Raw genomic sequence first — 19,462 nt, forward strand, 5'->3', positions numbered from 1 at the left:
AGCACGCCAGGGTGGCCCTCGCCCGCAGGGTGGACAGGGCCGCGGTAATAAGCCGAGCGGCAATCGTCCGACTCCGGCAATGATGCCTTCGCACCCGAACCCGGGGCAGATGCCTGCAAAGGCAAGCCGCGGTGGCGGTGGCGGTGGCTTCGGCGGCCGTGGTCGCGGCCCGGGTGGCCCGGGTGGCGGACCGCGCGGTGGTCGCGGCGGACGTCGCGGTGGAACTGCAGGTGCATTCGGGCGACCAGGAGGCGCCCCGCGTCGCGGACGTAAGTCGAAGCGTCAGAAGCGCAACGAGTACGAGGCAATGCAGGCACCATCCGTGGTAGGCGGCGTTAAGCTGCCCAACGGTAAGGGCACGACCATTCGCCTCGCACGTGGTGCATCCCTGTCTGACTTCGCTGAGAAGATTAACGCCGATGCAGCATCGCTGGTCCAGGCGTTGTTCAACCTCGGCGAAATGGTGACGGCAACTGCATCGGTCTCCGACGAGACCCTGCAGCTGCTCGGCGACGAGATGGATTACAAGGTCCAGGTCGTCTCGCCTGAGGATGAGGACCGCGAGCTCCTCGAGTCCTTCGACCTCCAGTTCGGTGAGGACGAGGGCGACGATGAGGACCTGGAGCAGCGCCCGCCAGTGGTAACTGTGATGGGTCACGTCGACCACGGTAAGACGCGCCTGTTGGACACGATTCGTAAGGCCAACGTCGGTGGCCACGAGTCCGGTGGTATTACCCAGCACATCGGTGCCTACCAGGTGCCGGTGGAGCTCGACGGTGAGAAGCGCAAGGTTACCTTCTTGGATACCCCGGGTCACGAGGCGTTTACCGCCATGCGTGCTCGTGGTGCCAAGTCGACCGATATCGCGATTCTGGTTGTTGCAGCTGATGACGGCGTCATGCCGCAGACGGTTGAGGCTATTAACCACGCCAAGGCCGCTGATGTGCCGATTGTCGTTGCAGTCAACAAGATTGATAAAGAAACTGCAGATCCGCAGAAAATTCGTGGTCAGCTGACTGAATACGGTCTCACTGACGAAGAGTGGGGCGGCGACACTATGTTCGTCGATATCTCCGCTAAGCAAGGTCTCAACATCGATCAGCTTCTCGAAGCAGTGCTGTTGACTGCCGATGCTTCGCTGGATCTGCGCGCCAATCCGGATATGGACGCTCAGGGTGTCGCCATTGAGGCTCACCTTGACCGTGGCCGTGGTCCGGTGGCAACCGTTATCGTTCAGCGCGGTACGTTGCGCGTCGGTGATTCCATCGTTGTCGGTGACGCATATGGTCGTGTTCGCCGCATGGTCGATGAGTACGGCAACGACGTCGATGAGGCCGGTCCTTCCCGTCCGGTTCAGGTGCTCGGCCTGACCTCCGTACCGGGTGCTGGTGACAACCTCCTGGTTGTTGACGAGGATCGTACGGCCCGCCAGATTGCAGACCGCCGCGACGCACGTCGTCGTAATGCGCTGCAAGCACGTCGTCGCAAGCGCGTCTCCCTGGAGAACCTGGACGAGATCCTGAAGGAGACCAACACCCTCAACCTGATCCTGAAGGGCGACAACGCCGGTACCGTCGAGGCACTGGAAGAAGCCCTGCTCAAGATCGAGGTCGACGACGAGGTCGCACTGAACATCATCGACCGTGGTGTCGGTGCTGTTACTCAGACCAACGTCACGCTGGCTGCTGCGTCTGACGCCGTCATCATCGGCTTCAACGTTCGCTCCGAGGGTAAGGCCACAGAGGTTGCCAACGCTGAGGGCGTTGACATCCGCTACTACACGGTGATTTACCGTGCTATCGAGGATGTTGAGGCTGCTCTGAAGGGCATGCTCAAGCCGGTCTACGAGGAGAAGGAGATTGGTCGTGCAGAGATTCGCGCCATCTTCAAGTCCTCCGCAGTTGGCCTCATCGCCGGCTGTATGGTCGAGTCCGGCAAGGTCCGCCGCAACGCGAAGGCTCGCCTGGTTCGTGACGGCAACGTCATTACGGATTCGGCGACTATCGAGTCGCTGAAGCGAGAGAAGGACGATGCTACCGAGGTCGCAGCCGGTTACGAGTGCGGTATGGTGCTGTCTTACCCGGACATCCAGGTGGACGACGTTATCGAGGTCTACGAGATGGTCGAGGTTCCGCGCACGTAGCAACGTAAGCTAAACACTGCGTGAACTTTGATAAGGCGCTCCCTTCGGGGAGCGCCTTTTTGCGTATCGTGTTCGTTATGGGCTTCAAAACTAATCTCTTTGCACTCTCAGATGAACTGCCGCGAACGAATATTTTGAATTATCCTCCTGCGAGCGCAGAGGAGACTCTTGCGCAATTGGACAAGATTTGGCCAGGGAAATTCGCCTTTGATTCCGAAGAAACCATTGAGGATGGTCATAATTGGTACTTCCACGCGGTAGCGTTTGGGCCAACGCTGCTTTTCGGGACCGACGACGTATACGACCTTATTGAGGACCCAGCGTTGGCGAACGATCCTCGCGAAAGTTGGTCACTGTGCATCAATAGTGTTGTCGATTTCTGCCACTATAAGACTCCTACCAGGGAATTAGAAGCAAGCTGCGAAGACTATGATTTTGACATGCAGCGGTTTTTCAGCTCTGGACGACTGTTGGATTTTGAGGTACCGTTCGCTAACGGTGAACACGTCGAGGTACTACATCCGACGGATGTGGCTGAATGGGAACAAACCCATGGCAGTGTGGCGCCCAAGGATAAAAATAGTGAGGTAAGTTACCTTTTCCATCCGCTGGAGCTAGGTAATGCTGCGGTTAAATGGATTTTCGGCATCGAGGGAGAAACACCATTGCAGGATAGTGTGATGGATTCACTGCCTGACTGCTCCCATGTTAATGGGTTACCGATGTACAACTTCGTGGAGCGCCGTTAAGAGCGTACGGGTAGGCTGCGTTTCAGCTGCGCAATTCCGTAGTAGCGACTCCCCATGCCGTCGATGACATCGATGGTGGTGGCAGTGTTGTCGTGATGATTAATGGGTTAATAACAAAGGGCGAGCGTGCGGCGAAGCAATTGACTGCACTCGGTAAACGGGTGCGGGCGAAGTCGCGAAACATGCGGTTCGAAGTTGAGTAGTGTTTTGCGTGTTAGTATTAGCAGTCCTTTGTATTGAACCGTTTTGCCGGATCCCAAATGGGTCTTTGTCAGCGAAGGGGCACTTCAGGCCCCACGCTAAATGGGGTCTAGCTACGAATCGTTACGCACAGGTAGAGATAGATAGGGAGTAGCCAAAAATGGCAGATCCAGCACGCGCGCGCAGGCTGTCCAAGCGTATTCAGGAGATTGTCGCCAGCGCAATTGAGCGTGAGATTAAGGACCGGCGGCTGGAGTTTGTGACTATCACCGACTGCCGCGTCACCGGCGATTTGCACGACGCCACAGTTTTCTACACTGTGCGCGGACGTACGCTCGACGAGGAACCGGACTACGAGTCGGCAGCAGCAGCGCTGGAAAAGGCGAAGGGGCAGCTACGTTCCCTGGTCGGTCGTGGCACCGGTGTGCGCTACACACCGACGCTGGCTTTTGAGGTTGACACGGTGCCGGAGATTTCCGCGCACCTTGAGGAGCTGCTCGATAAGACTCGCGCGCGCGACGCGGAATTGGCTGAGCAGGCTAGAAACGCAAAGCCCGCAGGCGATGCCAACCCATACCGCGACGAGGAGTAAAACTCTCCACCGGCCACATCTATCGATGAAAGGGGCACCCACGTGACCACTTCTCCGCAGGCTCAGGAGCAGGCAGCTCACCAGCTTTCCCAGGCGATTAATCGCCGCATGTCCAAGCCGATTCAGCAGATGCAGGATATGCTTGCCGACGCCAAGAAGGTCGGCGTCATTGCCCATGTTCACCCCGATGCGGATGCGATTGGTGCTGCATCTGCGATGGTCATGGCACTTGTACAGCGTGGCATTTCGGCTGTAGCCAGCTACGGTGAGAGCGATTTGCCAGCCAAGTCGCTGTTGACCATCCCCGGATGGGAGCGATTTGTCGAGTACACGGACTTGGATGAAGACATTGACACGTGGGTGACTGTCGACTGCGCAAGCCCGGGGCGCCTCGGTGCGCTGGAAGATCGCGTGATGGCCTCCGACCGCGTTATCAATGTTGACCATCACGCGACCAACACTCGCTTTGGGTCCGTCAACATGGTTGACGAACGCGCAGAGTCCTCGACCATGGTGCTCCTGGACTTCTTTGGTGTCTGGGGTATCAAGCTGACCACGCCGATGGCTCATGCTCTCTATGCAGGGCTGTTGACGGACACCGCATCGTTCCAGTTCGGCCATTCCCGCATGCACACTGCAGCGGCGCGCCTGCTGGATAAGGGGCTCAATCCGCGCACGATTGGTGCACAGCTGCTGGAAGAACATCCGTTTGCCTACCTTCCATTCCTGGGCAAGGTGCTTTCCACCGCGACATTGGTGCCCGAGTGGGGCGACGGCGCTGGCCTAATCCACGTCGTCATTGAGCACGACCAGACCGCCGAAGTTGGCCACGATGAGATTGAATCGGTCGTGGACATTGTGCGTACGACTAATGCGGCCGACGTCTGTGCCGTGCTTAAGGAGTATGAGCCAAACCAGTGGGCCGTCTCGCTGCGTTCTCGCGAGCTTGTCGATGTCTCCCAGGTCGCCCTGGAAATTGGCGGCGGTGGCCACGAGCGTGCCGCCGGTCTGACTCGGGAGTGCAGCAAGGATGAGCTGCTGCAGGCCATCCTGGACACCAGCGATGTCGCAGCCCAGGCACGCCGAGGCACGAGCGAGGCCTAGGGGATTGTCGGACTCGCGAGAAACTCAGGAGCGCACTGAGATTGAGCAAACTGGCATAGAGCGAACCGGGCACAGTGCGAAGTCAGATGTCAGCCTTCGCGCAATCGTTTCGCTGGCGCTGCCAGCGTTGGGTGTTCTTGCCGCGCCCGCACTCTATGTGCTGCTGGATACGGCTGTCATTGGTCGGCTTGGAGCTGTCCAGCTTGCGGCGCTTGCCGCTGGTTCGACGGTATTTTCCGTGGTAACTACGCAGCTCACTTTCTTGGCTTACGGCACGACCGCCCGATCAGCGCGAGCCTTTGGCAGGGGCAACGTGGACGAGGCGGTTGAAGAGGGATTGCAAGCGACGTGGGTCGCCATCTTTGTGGGCCTTAGCCTCTTTGCCATCATCGTGGGGTTGGCACCAGTATTTACCGGTTGGTTAGCTCCTCATCCGGAGGTCGCTCATGATGCCGGGCAGTGGTTGCGAGTTGCTGCCTTCGCCATTCCGCTGACGTTGATTGCGCAGGCTGGAAATGGTTGGTTGCGCGGTATCCAAAACACCCGCGCGCCGCTGCTATTTGTGCTCTCAGGCCTTGTTCCGGCCGCCATTGTGATTGTGCCGCTGGTCCGCGCCTTCGGCCTCGAGGGCTCTGCGCTGGCCGTTCTCTTCGGCGAATTGATTACCGGCGGACTGTTCCTCCGCAGTCTTTTCAAAGAGTGCTCTAGCCGCAAGCTTTCCATGCGCCCGAATGGCGCCATTATCAAAAGCCAGCTGGTCCTCGGCCGCGATCTCATCGTTCGCTCCTTGTCCTTCCAGGTAGCGTTCCTCTCCGCCGCAGCGGTTGCTGGCCGCGTTGGGCCGACCACGCTCGGTGGGCACCAGGTCATGCTGCAACTGTGGAACCTGATTTCGTTGGTGCTCGACTCGCTAGCGATTGCTGCACAGACGCTCGTCGGTGCAGCGTTGGGCGGTAGCTCCACGGCCGTTGCCCGCTGGACTGGCAAGCGCGTGACGGTCTGGTCAAGCGTCATTGCCCTCGGCCTAGCGGCTGTTTTCGCAGTAGGTAATGCCAGCATCGTCCGCATTTTTACCGACGCAACAGGCGTGATTGACGCAGTCACCGCCGGACCATGGTGGATTCTTGTCGCAATGATTCCTATCGGCGGTGTCGTCTTCGCGCTCGATGGCGTGTTGCTCGGCGCCGGCGACGCAGCCTTCCTCCGTAACGCCACCGTTAGCGCGGTCCTGTGCGGATTCCTCCCACCGGTCTGGCTGGCGCAGGCATTTGGCTGGGGGCTGACCGGCGTGTGGTGCGGTCTCTTGGCCTTCATGATTCTGCGACTAATCTTTGTCGCTACCCGTTTCCGTGGAGAGAAATGGTACGGCATCAGCGCATGAGTGTGCTTGCCGACGTCCAGGAGTATCTGGCCAGGCATTTGCCCGCCGGTAGCCGGCTAGTTATTGACTCCAATGCCGAGCGTCCGTTTAGTGATGCGGAATTGCAGCAGCTCCGTAGCGCTGAGTTGAGGCTGTCTGATAGTGCAGCACCTGTTCGAATCCGTGATTTCACCCGAGGGCGCCTCGCTGCGCATGAGGCGGTGCAACGGCTAGGAGAGCCTGCCCCACATGGGATTGGCATGTCGACCACCGGAGCGCCGCTGTGGCCGCGAGGAGTCGTGGGGTCAATTAGCCATTGCGACGGGGCCGTGGCAGCCGTGTCCGCGAGCGCTGAACAGCTGCAGGGGATTGGCATCGATGTCGAGGTCGAGCAGACTCTAGAGTTAGGAATCATCGAGGCAGTCTTGCGCACTGACGAAGCACGCCTTGACCCGCTGGTGCAATTTAGCGCCAAGGAATCAATGTACAAACTCTGGGAGCCGATAGTCGGGCAGTGGCTAGACTTCGACGAAGTCTCCGTCCAACTGCGAAAGAAACGGATAGCAGCGCGAGGTTTTTCCCGAGGACTCACAGGCGGACCTTTACAGCTAACGTTTCACCGTGAGATTCCCGACGCCTTCTGCGGAGTAAAAGGCTTCTGGGCTCGCGGTGCAGGCATCGTTGCAACCGCGGTGTGGCTCGAGCAGTCTTAAAATCCTTGAGAGGTAGTCACAGCGTGGCCGGGCGCACCACGAAGACCGTCTTAGCCCGTTTGCCAGATTCTGTGAGCAGCGCCGGAACCTTTCCCGTTGGTGACACCGCCGCATAGACTCCAGGTTTTCCGATCGGCTCCAGCCACTTGCCCTGAGCCAAATCAGCCGCCTGCTGTTCAGTAATTTCGCGGGTATCAAAGCAACGCAGGCAGGCCTCGTCCAGACTCATCGGCAGCAAGGAAGCGGCGCGCTCCGGGACTGGGCGTCGCATCTCCGCAATTTCTGGATGGGCGGTGTCGAACTGCTCGGCCTTCGCCGTGAGCTCGTCGATAGTCAACGCCTCATCAATAGTGAAAACGCCGGCGGCAGTACGCCGCAGAGCAGTGAGATGACCACCGACTCTCAGTGCATCCCCCAAGTCACGAGCTAGGGCGCGGATGAAAGTGCCGGCAGAGCAGTCGACCTCCACGTCGATATCGATGCACTCCCCGGGGCGCGAAGGATCGGAGTCGTGGCGGATGTCCAGAACCTCATAGCGGGTGATCGTCACTGGGCGCGCAGGGATATCGACCTTCTCACCACGGCGGATGCGCTCGTAGGCGCGGACACCGTCAATCTTCACCGCTGATACCGCCGCGGGTTTTTGCATGATTGTGCCGGTGAACTTCGCAATTTCCGCTCGAACCATTTCATCAGTCACCGATGCCGCCGAGGATTCGGAGAGCAACTCGCCTTCGGCGTCGTCGGTAAGCGTGGCAGCGCCGAGTCGAATGGTGGCTTGGTAGGACTTCGTGTCGGCGTGGACATGTGGCAGGAAACGGGTGCCGCGGCCGATGCCGAGGACGAGCACACCGGTGGCCATTGGGTCGAGGGTACCGGAGTGGCCGACCTTCTTGGTGCGGAAGATGCGACGGAGTTTGCCCACTACATCGTGGCTTGTCCAGCCTTGGGGCTTGTCGACGATAACAATGCCGGAGTCTGCAATCGGATCGAAGTCGGTCATAGACGCAATCCTATGTTGCGCTATATGCGGTGTGTTAAACGGTGACCAGTTACACTGGCTCTTTGTGGAGATTTGGTATGGCTTGGACAATGCACCCGAAGACCTGGGGGACACGGTCGTAACCATCGGAGTGTTCGATGGTATTCATCTTGGGCATAAGCGCCTGATAGCTGCTGCGGTCAGTGACGCTCGCGCTCGTGGCGTGAAGTCGCTGTTGATGACTTTCGATCCCAATCCCGTAGCGCTGTTTGCCCCGGATAAGGTGCCGCCGGCACTGTCCACCGTGTCCCGTCGCGCCGAGCTGGCAGAAGCGGAGGGAATCGATGCCATGCTTGTCGTGCCTTTCGACAAGAACTTCTCCAGCATCCCCGCAGAAGACTTTGTACGCACCGTTGTCCGCGACAAGCTGAATGCACAGGCCGTCTTCGTTGGCCAGAACTTCACCTATGGGCAGAAGGCCGCAGGTACCGCCGAGACTATGCCGGAGCACGGCTGTAAGTGTGGGGTCGACGTCACCATCGTCGACCTTCTCGACGTCACTGCCGCGGACTCGACCGAACGTGTTTCGTCGACACGTATTCGCGGTTTGCTTGCCGACGGTGCGGTGTCCGCAGCCGCCTCGTGTCTCGGGTACTTCTACCGTGTCGATGGTGATGTTCTTCCAGGTCAGGGGCGTGGAGGAGCGCAGCTGGGCTTTCCGACCGCCAATATTGACTTCGCTGAGGGCCTGGCAATCCCGGCTGATGGTGTCTACGCGGCATGGTTCACGGTTCAGCCGACGGCAGCCCGCCCGGAGCCGGACCCGAAGGGCGATATCGAGTTTGGGGTGCGCTACCCAGCGGCCGTGTCGGTGGGCACTAATGTGACCTTTGGAGACACTGATCGAACGGTCGAGGCCTACGTGATTGACCGTCATGCGGACCTCTACGGCACCGCTGGGCAGGTTGAGTTTGTCGACCGGATTCGCGGCATGGAGAAGTTCGACTCGGTCGAGGAGCTCATTGACCGGATGAACCAGGACGTGGCAGACACCGAAGCCATTTTGGCTAAGACCGATTAGCTGTTAAAGTAAAACGTCGGCTGTGACTGCGGTCCACAAGCAGTTGCGAGGAACCAGTTGCCAGACGCTGTTTGGTTCCGGGAAAGCCGAGAATGTGGACTGAAAAAACGACCATAATTTGATTCAAGGAGTTAGATTTACATGGCTTTGAACACTGCAGAAAAGGCTGAGATTCTCAAGGAGTTCGGCCTGCACGAGACCGACACCGGTTCCCCGGAGGCTCAGGTTGCACTGCTGACCGCACGTATTCGTCAGCTGACCGAGCACCTGAAGTTCCACAAGCACGATCACCACTCCCGTCGTGGTCTGCTGCTGCTGGTCGGTCGCCGCAAGGGCCTGCTGCAGTACCTGCAGGACAACGACGTTGAGCGCTACCGTAAGCTGATCGAGCGCCTGGGTCTGCGTCGCTAAGGTTCTCCTTAAGGTCCTGTTTGTCAGAGCTTCATTGGTGTAAGTTGCTCTGTTAATTCAAGGCTTTTAAGCTTTTTAGACTCGCCGTTTGGGTTTCCATTGGATGGAAGCTCACGGCGGGTCTTTTTTTGATCACTTGTCGTTGTGGTATTCACTCATCGATGCGCTGTAGCGTGGCCACAAGTGAATACCTCATCGACAGGTGGAGGGGCTGATCGAAAGCGTGCGCATAAGTGCCGGGGCACCATCGATAAGACACGGTAATTCGTCGATAAGACACGGTAAACCATCGATGAGTCAAGAAAAGTCATCGATAAGTGCCCCCCGCCCCGCAAACTCCTAGAACCCCGCGTAGGTGCAAGAACCCAGATGCAGTGAGAGATCTCCGATCCGTCCAATACGAGAACTTTCCGCGTTAGCTGGTAGAATGCGTGACGCAAACGAAGTTCATTCGATCTTTTACAGGCGACATCGATGATCGCCGCTATTTCTAGGAGTAAGAAACCTATGGCCAACAGCAAGGCTGTTGAATTTTTCTTTGATGAGGATTTCGGTATTACCGAGGCCGTTGCCACCATCGACAATGGTGATTTCGGCACCCGCACCATTCGCTTTGAAACGGGCCAGCTGGCTCGTCAGGCCGATGGTTCGGTGACCACCTACTTGGACGAGGAGACCATGCTCCTGTCCACCGTCACCGCTTCCAACCAGCCCCGCGAGGGCTTTGATTTCTTCCCGCTGACCGTCGACGTTGAAGAGCGTATGTACGCTGCGGGCAAGATTCCGGGTTCGTTCTTCCGCCGTGAGGGCCGCCCGTCTACCGATGCCATCCTGGCATGTCGTCTGATTGACCGTCCGCTGCGTCCGACCTTCGTCAAGGGCCTGCGCAACGAGGTACAGGTTGTTGTCACCGTCATGTCCTGGGATCCGAAGGACCGTTACGACGTTGTCGCAATCAACGGCGCGTCAGCTGCAACTCAGCTTTCCGGGCTGCCGGTCTCCGGCGCTGTCGGTGGCGTCCGCATCGCGCTTGTTGCTGATGACAAGCACCCAGAGGGTGCATGGGTCGCTTTCCCGACCGAGGAGCAGCACGAGCAGGCTCTGTTCGAGATGGTCGTCGCTGGCCGTATCGTCACCCGCAAGCGTCGCGGCAAGAACGTCGAAGATGTCGCCATCATGATGGTGGAGGCCGGAGCAGGGGAGACCGTCGTCAAGCGTATTGCTGACGGTGCACCGGCGCCGACCGAGGACATCGTCGCCGCTGGCCTCGAGGCAGCAAAGCCGCACATCAAGGTTCTGTGTGAGGCACAGAAGGGTCTGGCTGAGCGCGCAGCGAAGGAAACGCAGGAGTTCCCGCTGTTCCCGGCATACAGCGATGAGATTTTTAACGCAGTCGAGAAGAAGTCCGCTAAGAAGCTGGCCAAGCTGCTCACCATTCCGGGTAAGCAGGAACGAGATGACGCCACCAATGAGTACATGGAGGACGTCGAGGGGCAGCTGCTGGAGCGCTTCGTATCCGATGATGTCGACGAGCAAGCTGCATCTAAGCAGATTCGCGCTGCATACAACGCAGTGATGAAGCAGATTGTCCGTGAGAAGATTCTGGCTGAGGGCTTCCGCATCGATGGTCGCGGTGTCACCGACATTCGTGACTTGGGCGTTGAGGTCGGTCTGATTCCGCGTGCCCACGGCTCTTCGCTGTTTGAGCGCGGCGAGACCCAGATTCTGGGTGTCACCACTTTGGACATGCTGAAGATGGAGCAGCAGATTGACTCGCTGACTCCTGTTACCTCCAAGCGCTACATCCACCACTACAACTTCCCGCCGTACTCCACCGGCGAGACCGGTCGTGTTGGCTCTCCGAAGCGCCGCGAGATTGGTCACGGGGCACTGGCTGAGCGCGCTCTGCTGCCGGTCGTGCCGTCCCGCGAGGAATTCCCGTACACCATTCGCCAGGTCTCCGAGGCTCTTGGATCCAATGGTTCGACCTCCATGGGCTCGGTCTGTGCTTCGACTCTGTCGCTGTACAACGCCGGTGTGCCGCTGAAGGCTCCGGTTGCCGGCATCGCCATGGGCCTGGTTTCCGGCGAGGTTGACGGTGAGAACCGCTTCGTCGCACTGACCGATATTCTCGGTGCCGAAGACGCATTCGGTGACATGGACTTCAAGGTCGCTGGTACTGCGGACTTCATTACCGCACTGCAGCTGGACACCAAGCTCGACGGTATTCCGTCGAAGGTTCTGGCCGATGCTCTGTCCCAGGCTCGTGATGCACGTCTGGCCATCCTGTCCACCATGGCTGAGGTCATCGAGTCTCCGGACGAGATGAGTGGTCTCGCTCCGAAGATCACCACCGTTAAGGTTCCGGCTTCGAAGATCGGTGAGCTCATCGGTCCGAAGGGCAAGACCATCAACGGTATCACCGAGGAAACCGGTGCTGATATCTCTATCGAGGACGACGGCACCGTATTTGTCTCGGCAACTTCCGGTAAGGCCGCGGACGCTGCAATCGAGCAGATTAATGCCATTGCTAACCCGCAGCTGCCGAAGGTCGGCGAACGCTACCTGGGCACTGTCGTGAAGACTGTCGCTTTCGGTGCTTTCGTCTCCCTGACTCCGGGCCGTGACGGTCTGATCCACATCTCCAAGCTCGGTGGCGACAAGCGCATCGAGAAGGTCGAGGATGTCATCAACGTCGGCGACAAGATTCAGGTCGAAATCGCTGATATCGACAACCGCGGCAAGATCTCGCTGGTTCCGGTCGAAGACAACTAATGCTTGGCGACGGAGGATGCGCTGTAGGTAGCCTCCGACAACGCGTGTAGCGATGGCGCGGTTAGGTCACAAATTGACCTAACCGCGCTTTTGTTTTGGGTTAATCTCGGGTTTCGAACGGATTAATTTTCGAACCCACGTGGAAGGTGATTTGCGCATGCAACTTGTCGCGCACGATCATGAATTCATTGACATTGCGGCCGGTGACTATGTCGCAAGTATTTCCCTGTTCGGTGGTGGTCCGAGATCACTGGAGTACTGTGGCCTGCCACTGCTGACTGACTATCCCAAAGGGTTCAATCCACCGTTGTCCGCAGGTACGCTCCTGGCTCCGTGGCCGAACAGGGTCGCTGACGGAGTATTCATCTTTGATGGGGAAGTACATCGGCTAGATATTTCGGAGCCGTCCCGGGCGAATGCTATTCACGGGTTTGTTGCAGATCGCGTTTGGTCTGTGGTCGATTCTGATGACAGCAGCGTCACCTTGGGCGTGGAAGTTGAGCCGCAGCCGGGCTGGCCTTGGGAACTCGGTCTGACCGTGCGTTGGCAAGTCACAGCCTCAGATGGCCTATCGGCGGAGTTCACAGTGCATAATCGCAGCGATAGGGAGTGCCCGTTTGGTCTGGGCTGGCATCCCTATTTAAGCGCGTTGGGCGCTGACTTCGGCAGTTGCACACTGCGGTTGCCCGTTGATAAAAACCTGCCACTGGAGCCAATTCGAAACTTGCCCGCCGGCCCAGCGGTGCCAGCCGAGACGGTGGTTCCCAGCCTTCGAGAGGGAGTATCCCTGGATGGACTGTGGCTGGATCACTGCTTCTTTGCTGCCGAGGAGACAGCGGGGAGTGACTCGCCGCGCCGTCGTGAAGCGCATTTGGTTGGGCCAAATGGCAAGGGTGCTGTGCTCTGGGCCGATGATGAATTCAGGTTTTTCCAGGTCTATGTTGCGGACGCCGGACGACGAGAAGGATTTCCTGGGCACGGGAATGCGATTGCGGTGGAGCCAATGACATGTCCGCCGGATGCGCTACGCTCCGGTACCGGTTTGCTGCGAGTTCAGGCTGGAGAGACAACAACTCTTGCCATGGGACTGCGCGCGGAAACGGGCGGAAAATAGTTTTCCCAGCGCAGAAGAGTGCAGCCCCCTCAATCGGGTTAAAACCTTCTTAATTAATTCACCTGGAATTAAGAATGGAAAATACACTTGGGGACGAATGTAAAAGAATAGGTCTTCCTTTTGTTCCGGATAGTGGCTATCTGGCCCCACACTTCGGGGTAGGTCGAGCCACTTTCACGGCCTTGATGGGCGTGCACCAGCCAGGTGCCGAGAAAAAGAAATCCCAATTCGTGCATTTCCTGAATACGTTTTGACTCCCTAATTGTGAGGAGGCCGTCGTGATAGTGGCGCAATCAGCCCTACGGCTCGAGGCATCATGGGTGGATTACTCCATTGTTGCCCTATACTTCCTATTCGTCCTAGGCATTGGCTGGGCTGCACGAGCCAAAGTGTCCAGCTCCATTGACTTCTTCCTCTCTGGGCGCTCACTGCCGGCTTGGGTGACAGGGTTGGCGTTCGTCTCAGCCAACCTAGGCGCAGTGGAAATCGTCGGTATGTCCGCAAATGGTGTGGAATACGGTTTCCAGACCATGCACTACTTCTGGATTGGTGCGGTTCCCGCCATGGTGTTCCTGGGCATTGTCATGATGCCCTTTTACTATGGCTCCAAGGTTCGCTCAGTACCAGAATTCATGCTGCGTCGTTTTGGTCCCGGAGCGCACCTTGTCAACGCGATTTCATTCGCCGTCGCGCAGCTGCTCATCGCGGGTATCAACCTTTTGCTGCTGGCCAAAGTGGTCAATGCGCTACTCGGCTGGCCACTGTGGCTGACATTGGTCGTCGCTGCAGTCATTGTGCTGTCCTACATCACGTTGGGCGGACTGTCCGCAGCGATTTACAACGAGGTACTTCAGTTCTTCGTGATTGTCGCAGCTCTATTGCCACTGACTCTAATCGGTCTGCACAGCGTCGGCGGCTGGTCGGGGCTTAAGGAAAAAGTTGCCACTGAATCGCACTTCCACACCTGGCCGGGCACGGATATTTCTGGTTTTGACAACCCGGTAGTTTCAGTCATCGGATTGGTATTCGGTTTGGGATTCGTGCTGTCCTTTGGCTATTGGACAACGAACTTCGTGGAGGTTCAGCGATCCATGGCAGCCGATTCGCTGTCGGCCGCACGCAAGACTCCAATTATCGGCGCGTTTCCAAAGATGTTCATTCCGTTCATCGTGGTGCTGCCGGGCATGATCGCCGGCGCGACTGTCGCACCCATCATGGATCAGACTGCCAAGCCTAACGACGCAATTCTGTACCTAATGAGAGATTTGCTTCCCAACGGCCTGCTGGGCATCGCTATTGCAGGGCTACTAGCAGCCTTTATGGCAGGTATGGCGGCGAATATCTCCGCGTTCAACACAGTCTTTAGCTACGACATTTGGCAGACCTACGTCGTCAAAAATCGAGCAGATGATTACTACCTCAAGGTTGGTCGTATCGCTACCATTGGCGCGACCGGCATCGCAGTGTTCACCGCATTGATTGCCGATAATTTCGGCAACGTCATGGACTACCTGCAGACGCTATTCGGCTTCTTCAACGCACCGTTGTTCGCTACCTTCCTTATCGGTATGTTCTGGAAGCGCATGACGCCGACAGCAGGTTGGACGTCTCTGCTCGCAGGAACGGGTGCTGCGATTTTGTACTGGTACATCTCCGAGTTCACGTCGGCAAACGCAACTATCTTTGAGCTGCCGGGGCAGGGCACTGCGTTCGCTGCCGCCTCCGTGGCATTCGTCGTCGATATTGTGGTGGCTGTGGTCGTTTCGCTCATGACAACGCCGAAACCCGATGAGGAGCTGGTGGGCTTCGTCAAGTCCGTCACGCCGAAGGCTCACTTCACAGACGCTGCTGAGGCAGAGCTGCCATTGTTACAGCGAACTGTTCCGCTGGGTATTTTGTGCCTGGTGATGGCCGTAGTTCTTAACATCGTTTTCGCATAGGAGCTAGTGAGAAATCATGTCACGGACACACAACAATTCAACTGTAGAAGCGACTATCAGCACGGGTAATAAGAAAGCAGGTGCCTTTGACATTCGCAATGTCATTGGGGCGCTGCTTGGTCTTTACGGCATCATTTTGCTGCTGTCGTGGCTGTTCCTCGATCCTGGAGTTAACCCGGAGACCAGTGTTGCCAAAGAGCCGATGTATAACCTGTACAGCGGCATAGCCCTGCTTCTCTTTGCAATCGTTTTCTATACCTGGGCAAAACTGCGCCCAACGGTTGTCGAAGAATCATAAGGAGTAAAAATGACAACCGATGACCAGCATTCTCACGCTTTTTCGGTAACGCGCACTACGCTTGCCGACGGTCGCGAGCTAATCTACTTCGACGATGAACCGGACTATGTCTCGGGCAAAAAGACTCGAAAGTTAACCGACGAACGTGATTTGCCACAGGCGATTACGGAGTCGGAGCTGCGCCAAGATCCGCTGACGGGTGAGTGGTACTGCTACGCGGCGCACCGCATGAACCGCACCTTTATGCCTCCTGCTGGTGAGAACCCACTAGCTCCGACGCTGCCGGGACAACTTCCCACAGAGGTGCCTGCCAGTGACTACGACGTGGTGGTTTTTGAAAACCGCTTCCCTTCGCTTTCCATGCACATGGAAGTTCCGGATGACTTTGCCCAAACTGTCGACGGCGCCGAGATTTTCCCGCGGAAGCCGGCCTTGGCTCGGTGTGAGGTTGTCTGCTTTACCCCGAATGTTTCGGACTCCTTCCGGGATCTGACCTTTACTCGTGCTCGCACCGTTATTGAAGCGTGGGCGCACCGCACTGCGGAACTCAGCAAGCTCGAAGGTGTGAGGTTGGTGTTCCCCTTTGAAAACAGGGGCAAGGAAATTGGGGTAACGCTGCAGCATCCTCATGGGCAGATTTACTCGTACCCGTATCTGCCCCCACGTGCGGCAGCCATTGTTTCACGCGCGAAAGCCCACTTCGAAACCACCGGTCGTGACCTCTTTGAGGATGTCCTGGAGGCCGAAAAGGCTTCAGGTCGACGGATCATCGCAGAAGGGGAGTACTTCACCGCATTCGTCCCAGCTGCAGCTAAGTGGCCAGTCGAAGTCATGATTATGGCTAACCGCGCTGTCGGTAGTTTTCAGGAGCTGACCGATGCGGAGAAGGACGAACTGACAGCAATGTACCTTGACCTGCTGCGACGTATTGACCGATTCTTCCCCGGCATCGACAAAACGCCGTACATCGCAGCATGGAACCAAGCTCCGGTAGGCGAGGATCACCAGTTTGGCCGCCTCCACCTGCAGCTCTATTCCATGATGCGCTCTGCAGGACGCATGAAGTTCCTCGCGGGTTCAGAGTCCGGGCAAGGAGCCTGGATTTCGGACACGACCCCGGAGGCAATCGCTGACCGCTTCCGGGAAGTTGGCCAGACTCGCTGGCTTCCCACTCGCTCCCATAAACAGGCGGTATCTGACGTAACTGAGCAATTCCGCCGCAGTTTCGGTTCGGAACCACAGGGCGTCTTCCGCGCCCCAGGCAGAGTCAACCTGATTGGCGAGCATGTCGATTATGCCGGTGGTATCTGTCTGCCATTCGCGTTGGCACAGAGTACTTTCGCAGCGGTGGGTGCCCAGGCTGCTGGTGACTCGTGGACAGTGCGAGTTGTTTCGGACTTGATGGACAAGGACGACGTCGCAGACGGTGACAAGCCGGTTGCTATCGCAATGTCCGATGTCGGTCCGAACTCTCCTGCAAATTGGACGGGATACGCAGTTGGCACTATCTGGGCTATGCGTGAGGCAGGGCTGTTGCCCGCGGATTGTCCAAGCCTTGACATTGCGATTTCCTCCGATGTTCCGATCGGTTCCGGGCTCTCCAGCTCCGCCGCTCTGGAGTGTTCTGTCGGCGTTGCAGCCTTTGAGCTCATCCACGGGCGCGCACCAAACGATGAAGAGCAGCAGGGAATTGTTGAGGCGGCTATCCGCGCAGAAAATGAGGTCATTGGTGCCTCTACCGGCGGTCTGGATCAGCGTATTTCCATCAAGGGCAAGGAAAACCACGCACTGGTGATTGATTTTGCGAAGAGTTCTGACCAGCTTGTAAAGGCTGCTTTCGCAGACGAGGACCTAGAGGTTTTGGTAATCAACACCAACGTTCGGCATAGTCTCTCGGATGGTCAGTATGCGACGCGTCGCGGAATCATCGATGCCGTGACAAATGGTCTTGGGGTATCTGATTTCCGCGGTCTGGATGATGCAGTTGGTGCTGCTATCAATTGGGCGAAGGAGAACGTCCCAGCTGAGGCAGATAGGGATCAATGGGTTGATACCGTGGCGCGCCGAGTACGTCACGTTGTTACCGAAATTGACCGGACGGCACAGGCGATTGAAAAGCTTTCCGAGGGGGACTTCGAGGCCTTTGGCACGTTGATGGTGGCAAGCCATCTTTCGCTGAGGAATGACTACGAAGTTTCCTGTCCAGAGCTGGATCTTGCTGTGGACGTAGCGCTTGAGCAGGGGGCGCTTGGTGCCCGAATGACTGGCGGTGGCTTTGGCGGCAGTGCCATTGCGCTGCTGCCACACGACCGTGTCAGTGCTGCAGCGAATGCAGTTGCGTCGGCCTTCCGTGACAGAGGAATGCCGGAACCGGAGTTTTTCGTTGGAAATCCCGGGCCGGGAGCAAGCCGCCTAGTTTAGGCGGTATTCCCCCCCCCGGTCTTGGGGGGGGCTACTGTAATGCAATCTTCTTCCGCTGCGGCTTGAGCAGCGTGGTGAGGAAGATTAGCACCACGGCAAATCCCGCGGCGGTAAACATCGCAATGCTATAGCCACGAATCAAGTCGTCGGCGGCAGGAGCTGCTGCACCAGTGCCGGACAGGCCAGTGGCAATAACAGCTGACAGCGCCACAAACAGTGCGGTACCGACAGCGCCGGCAACCTGCTGTAGCGTGTTCATGATTGCTGAGCCATCCGGGTAGAGGCGCTTCGGAAGATCACCAAGACCGAATGTGAACAGCGGAGTAAACAGCAGCCCCAGGCCAATCTCAAGGACGATGTGGCAGGCGACAATCCACCATAGCGGAGTCGATGCTGAGATGAAGCCGAGCCCGAAAAGACCGAGGGCAAGGACAATGGAGCCGGGAATTGCCAGTGGGCGCGGACCATAGCTGTCAAAGAGCCGGCCGACAGCCGGTCCCATCAGACCCATAACCAGTGGACCAGGCATCACAATCAAACCAATAGTCTTGACGTCGACACCTCGCAGATTGAGGTAGAGCGGCAAAATGATGATCACACCGAACATCAGCATGAAACCAATGGTCAGAATGATTGTGGACAGCCTAAAGCTCTTTGTGCGGAAGGTTCGAAGATCCAGCAGAGCTCGGTTGTGCGGTGCCAAACGGCGCTGGCGCATGATGAAGAACACCAACAGCACGATGCCGACTGCGCACAGGATTCCGTCGATAAGCGAAAACTCTGCGCCTACGCGGCTCAGCGCGTACACCAGCGGGCCGAATGCGCCGGCACTGAGGAACACCGAGAGGATATCGATGGGCTTCGCGGAGTTTTCCTCAATATTGGGAACGAGGATGACGCCCACTACCAGCACAATTAGGCCGAGCGGCAACATCGTGTCGAAAAGCGCATGCCAATTGTTATTGGCAATCTCCAGAATGAGACCGGAGATGGTCGGTCCGATAGCAGGCGCGACAGCGATGACCACGCTCATTCGTCCCATCATGCGCCCGCGCTCATGCTCCGGTACTACGTTGAGCACCGTGGTCATCAGCAGCGGCAGCAGCACTGCGGTACCGGACGCTTGGACAATGCGTGCGAGCAGAACGATCGCGAAGTTTGGCGCGAAAGCACCGATGAGAGTGCCCACGACGAATAGTCCTTGACTGACCGCGAAAAGAATGCGGAACGGCACTGCCGAAATGAGAAATCCAGTGACCGGAATGACAACTGCCATGGTCAGTAGGAACGATGTTGTCAGCCAGCCTGCGGTAGCTGCGCTGATTCCGAGGTCCGCCTTGACGACGGGAATTGCGACGCTCATGACCGTCTCGTTCAAGATAGCCATGAATGCCGCAGCTAGTAGCACGTAAATGGCCATATAAGCACTTTTGGGCGCATCGGCCTGTGGTGCCTCCGAACTTGGGCTGAGTTCGGAATCTTCAGATTCAGAAACCAATTGAAGTCTCTTTCTATATATCGGTACAGAAATAGGTAATTGTCGAAGACATGGAATCTTAGCGCAACAAAAACCCCGTC

General features: G+C 57.6%; 15 protein-coding genes. 13 read left to right on the top strand and 2 right to left on the bottom strand.

The features are described from left to right. The 6 genes from infB to HMPREF2920_RS08760 all read left to right on the top strand — a co-directional run. Positions 1 to 2,143: translation initiation factor IF-2 (gene infB / locus HMPREF2920_RS08735; RefSeq protein ID WP_246821110.1), on the top strand; the 2,143-nt coding region annotated here is incomplete at its 5' end. 20 nt (positions 2,144 to 2,163) lie between these two features. Continuing rightward, positions 2,164 to 2,892, top strand: coding sequence for a hypothetical protein (locus HMPREF2920_RS08740; RefSeq protein ID WP_070854148.1), 729 nt, complete (start codon positions 2,164 to 2,166; stop codon positions 2,890 to 2,892). A gap of 361 nt (positions 2,893 to 3,253) precedes the next feature. Further along, positions 3,254 to 3,685 carry a 30S ribosome-binding factor RbfA gene (gene rbfA / locus HMPREF2920_RS08745; protein WP_016422588.1) on the top strand — a complete coding sequence of 144 codons (432 nt, stop codon included), beginning with the start codon at positions 3,254 to 3,256 and terminating at the stop codon, positions 3,683 to 3,685. Positions 3,686 to 3,727: 42 nt separating this feature from the next. After that, on the top strand, positions 3,728 to 4,789 hold the full coding sequence (locus HMPREF2920_RS08750) for a DHH family phosphoesterase (protein ID WP_049170820.1): 1,062 nt from the start codon (positions 3,728 to 3,730) through the stop codon (positions 4,787 to 4,789). Between the two features lie 4 nt (positions 4,790 to 4,793). After that, complete coding sequence (locus tag HMPREF2920_RS08755; protein ID WP_080969546.1) at positions 4,794 to 6,170, top strand: MATE family efflux transporter; 1,377 nt, start codon at positions 4,794 to 4,796, stop codon at positions 6,168 to 6,170. Further along, the gene (locus HMPREF2920_RS08760) at positions 6,149 to 6,862 is read left to right on the top strand and encodes a 4'-phosphopantetheinyl transferase family protein (RefSeq protein WP_049170823.1); all 714 of its coding nucleotides are present in this window, start codon (positions 6,149 to 6,151) and stop codon (positions 6,860 to 6,862) included. The genes HMPREF2920_RS08755 and HMPREF2920_RS08760 overlap by 22 nt, the downstream gene beginning before the upstream one ends. A 16-nt stretch (positions 6,863 to 6,878) precedes the next feature. Here HMPREF2920_RS08760 and truB read toward each other — a convergent pair whose 3' ends face one another. Next, on the bottom strand, positions 6,879 to 7,865 hold the full coding sequence (gene truB / locus HMPREF2920_RS08765) for a tRNA pseudouridine(55) synthase TruB (protein WP_016422592.1): 987 nt from the start codon (positions 7,863 to 7,865) through the stop codon (positions 6,879 to 6,881). A 64-nt stretch (positions 7,866 to 7,929) separates the two neighbouring features. Here truB and HMPREF2920_RS08770 point away from each other — a divergent pair, with 64 nt between their 5' ends. The 7 genes from HMPREF2920_RS08770 (at position 7,930) to galK (ending at position 17,884) form a co-directional block, all read left to right on the top strand. Next, positions 7,930 to 8,925 (top strand): bifunctional riboflavin kinase/FAD synthetase, encoded by a 996-nt coding sequence (locus tag HMPREF2920_RS08770; protein WP_042388641.1) that lies wholly within the window; start codon positions 7,930 to 7,932, stop codon positions 8,923 to 8,925. Positions 8,926 to 9,066: 141 nt separating this feature from the next. After that, positions 9,067 to 9,336 carry a 30S ribosomal protein S15 gene (gene rpsO / locus HMPREF2920_RS08775; RefSeq protein ID WP_016422594.1) on the top strand — a complete coding sequence of 90 codons (270 nt, stop codon included), beginning with the start codon at positions 9,067 to 9,069 and terminating at the stop codon, positions 9,334 to 9,336. 507 nt (positions 9,337 to 9,843) lie between these two features. After that, positions 9,844 to 12,111, top strand: coding sequence for a polyribonucleotide nucleotidyltransferase (locus HMPREF2920_RS08780; RefSeq protein ID WP_070854149.1), 2,268 nt, complete (start codon positions 9,844 to 9,846; stop codon positions 12,109 to 12,111). Positions 12,112 to 12,268: 157 nt separating this feature from the next. Continuing rightward, positions 12,269 to 13,225 carry an aldose 1-epimerase family protein gene (locus HMPREF2920_RS08785; RefSeq protein ID WP_049189431.1) on the top strand — a complete coding sequence of 319 codons (957 nt, stop codon included), beginning with the start codon at positions 12,269 to 12,271 and terminating at the stop codon, positions 13,223 to 13,225. A gap of 278 nt (positions 13,226 to 13,503) precedes the next feature. Continuing rightward, entirely contained in the window at positions 13,504 to 15,165 is a 1,662-nt protein-coding gene (locus HMPREF2920_RS08790) for a sodium:solute symporter family protein (RefSeq protein ID WP_187400126.1), read from the top strand. A gap of 16 nt (positions 15,166 to 15,181) precedes the next feature. Then, positions 15,182 to 15,463 carry a hypothetical protein gene (locus HMPREF2920_RS08795; RefSeq protein WP_049189429.1) on the top strand — a complete coding sequence of 94 codons (282 nt, stop codon included), beginning with the start codon at positions 15,182 to 15,184 and terminating at the stop codon, positions 15,461 to 15,463. 9 nt (positions 15,464 to 15,472) lie between these two features. Next, positions 15,473 to 17,884, top strand: a complete 2,412-nt coding sequence (gene galK / locus HMPREF2920_RS11060; RefSeq protein WP_083327118.1) for a galactokinase — start codon at positions 15,473 to 15,475, stop codon at positions 17,882 to 17,884. 31 nt (positions 17,885 to 17,915) lie between these two features. Here the strand turns inward: galK and HMPREF2920_RS08805 are convergent, their stop codons facing one another. Beyond that, entirely contained in the window at positions 17,916 to 19,304 is a 1,389-nt protein-coding gene (locus HMPREF2920_RS08805; protein WP_224433133.1) for an MDR family MFS transporter, read from the bottom strand. Between the last annotated feature and the right edge of the window lie 158 nt (positions 19,305 to 19,462).

The sequence above is a fragment of the Corynebacterium sp. HMSC075F02 genome (genome assembly GCF_001838335.1).
GTDB classification, from domain to species: domain Bacteria; phylum Actinomycetota; class Actinomycetes; order Mycobacteriales; family Mycobacteriaceae; genus Corynebacterium; species Corynebacterium jeikeium_D.

Excerpts from the sequence above, each read along its gene's own strand:
- rbfA (WP_016422588.1), top strand. The coding sequence starts at position 3,254 with ATGGCAGATCCAGCACGCGCGCGCAGGCTGTCCAAGCGTATTCAGGAG.
- HMPREF2920_RS08760 (WP_049170823.1), top strand. The coding sequence starts at position 6,149 with ATGGTACGGCATCAGCGCATGAGTGTGCTTGCCGACGTCCAGGAGTAT.
- truB (WP_016422592.1), bottom strand. The coding sequence starts at position 7,865 with ATGACCGACTTCGATCCGATTGCAGACTCCGGCATTGTTATCGTCGAC.
- rpsO (WP_016422594.1), top strand. The coding sequence starts at position 9,067 with ATGGCTTTGAACACTGCAGAAAAGGCTGAGATTCTCAAGGAGTTCGGC.
- HMPREF2920_RS08780 (WP_070854149.1), top strand. The coding sequence starts at position 9,844 with ATGGCCAACAGCAAGGCTGTTGAATTTTTCTTTGATGAGGATTTCGGT.
- HMPREF2920_RS08785 (WP_049189431.1), top strand. The coding sequence starts at position 12,269 with ATGCAACTTGTCGCGCACGATCATGAATTCATTGACATTGCGGCCGGT.
- HMPREF2920_RS08795 (WP_049189429.1), top strand. The coding sequence starts at position 15,182 with ATGTCACGGACACACAACAATTCAACTGTAGAAGCGACTATCAGCACG.
- galK (WP_083327118.1), top strand. The coding sequence starts at position 15,473 with ATGACAACCGATGACCAGCATTCTCACGCTTTTTCGGTAACGCGCACT.
- HMPREF2920_RS08805 (WP_224433133.1), bottom strand. The coding sequence starts at position 19,304 with ATGGCCATTTACGTGCTACTAGCTGCGGCATTCATGGCTATCTTGAAC.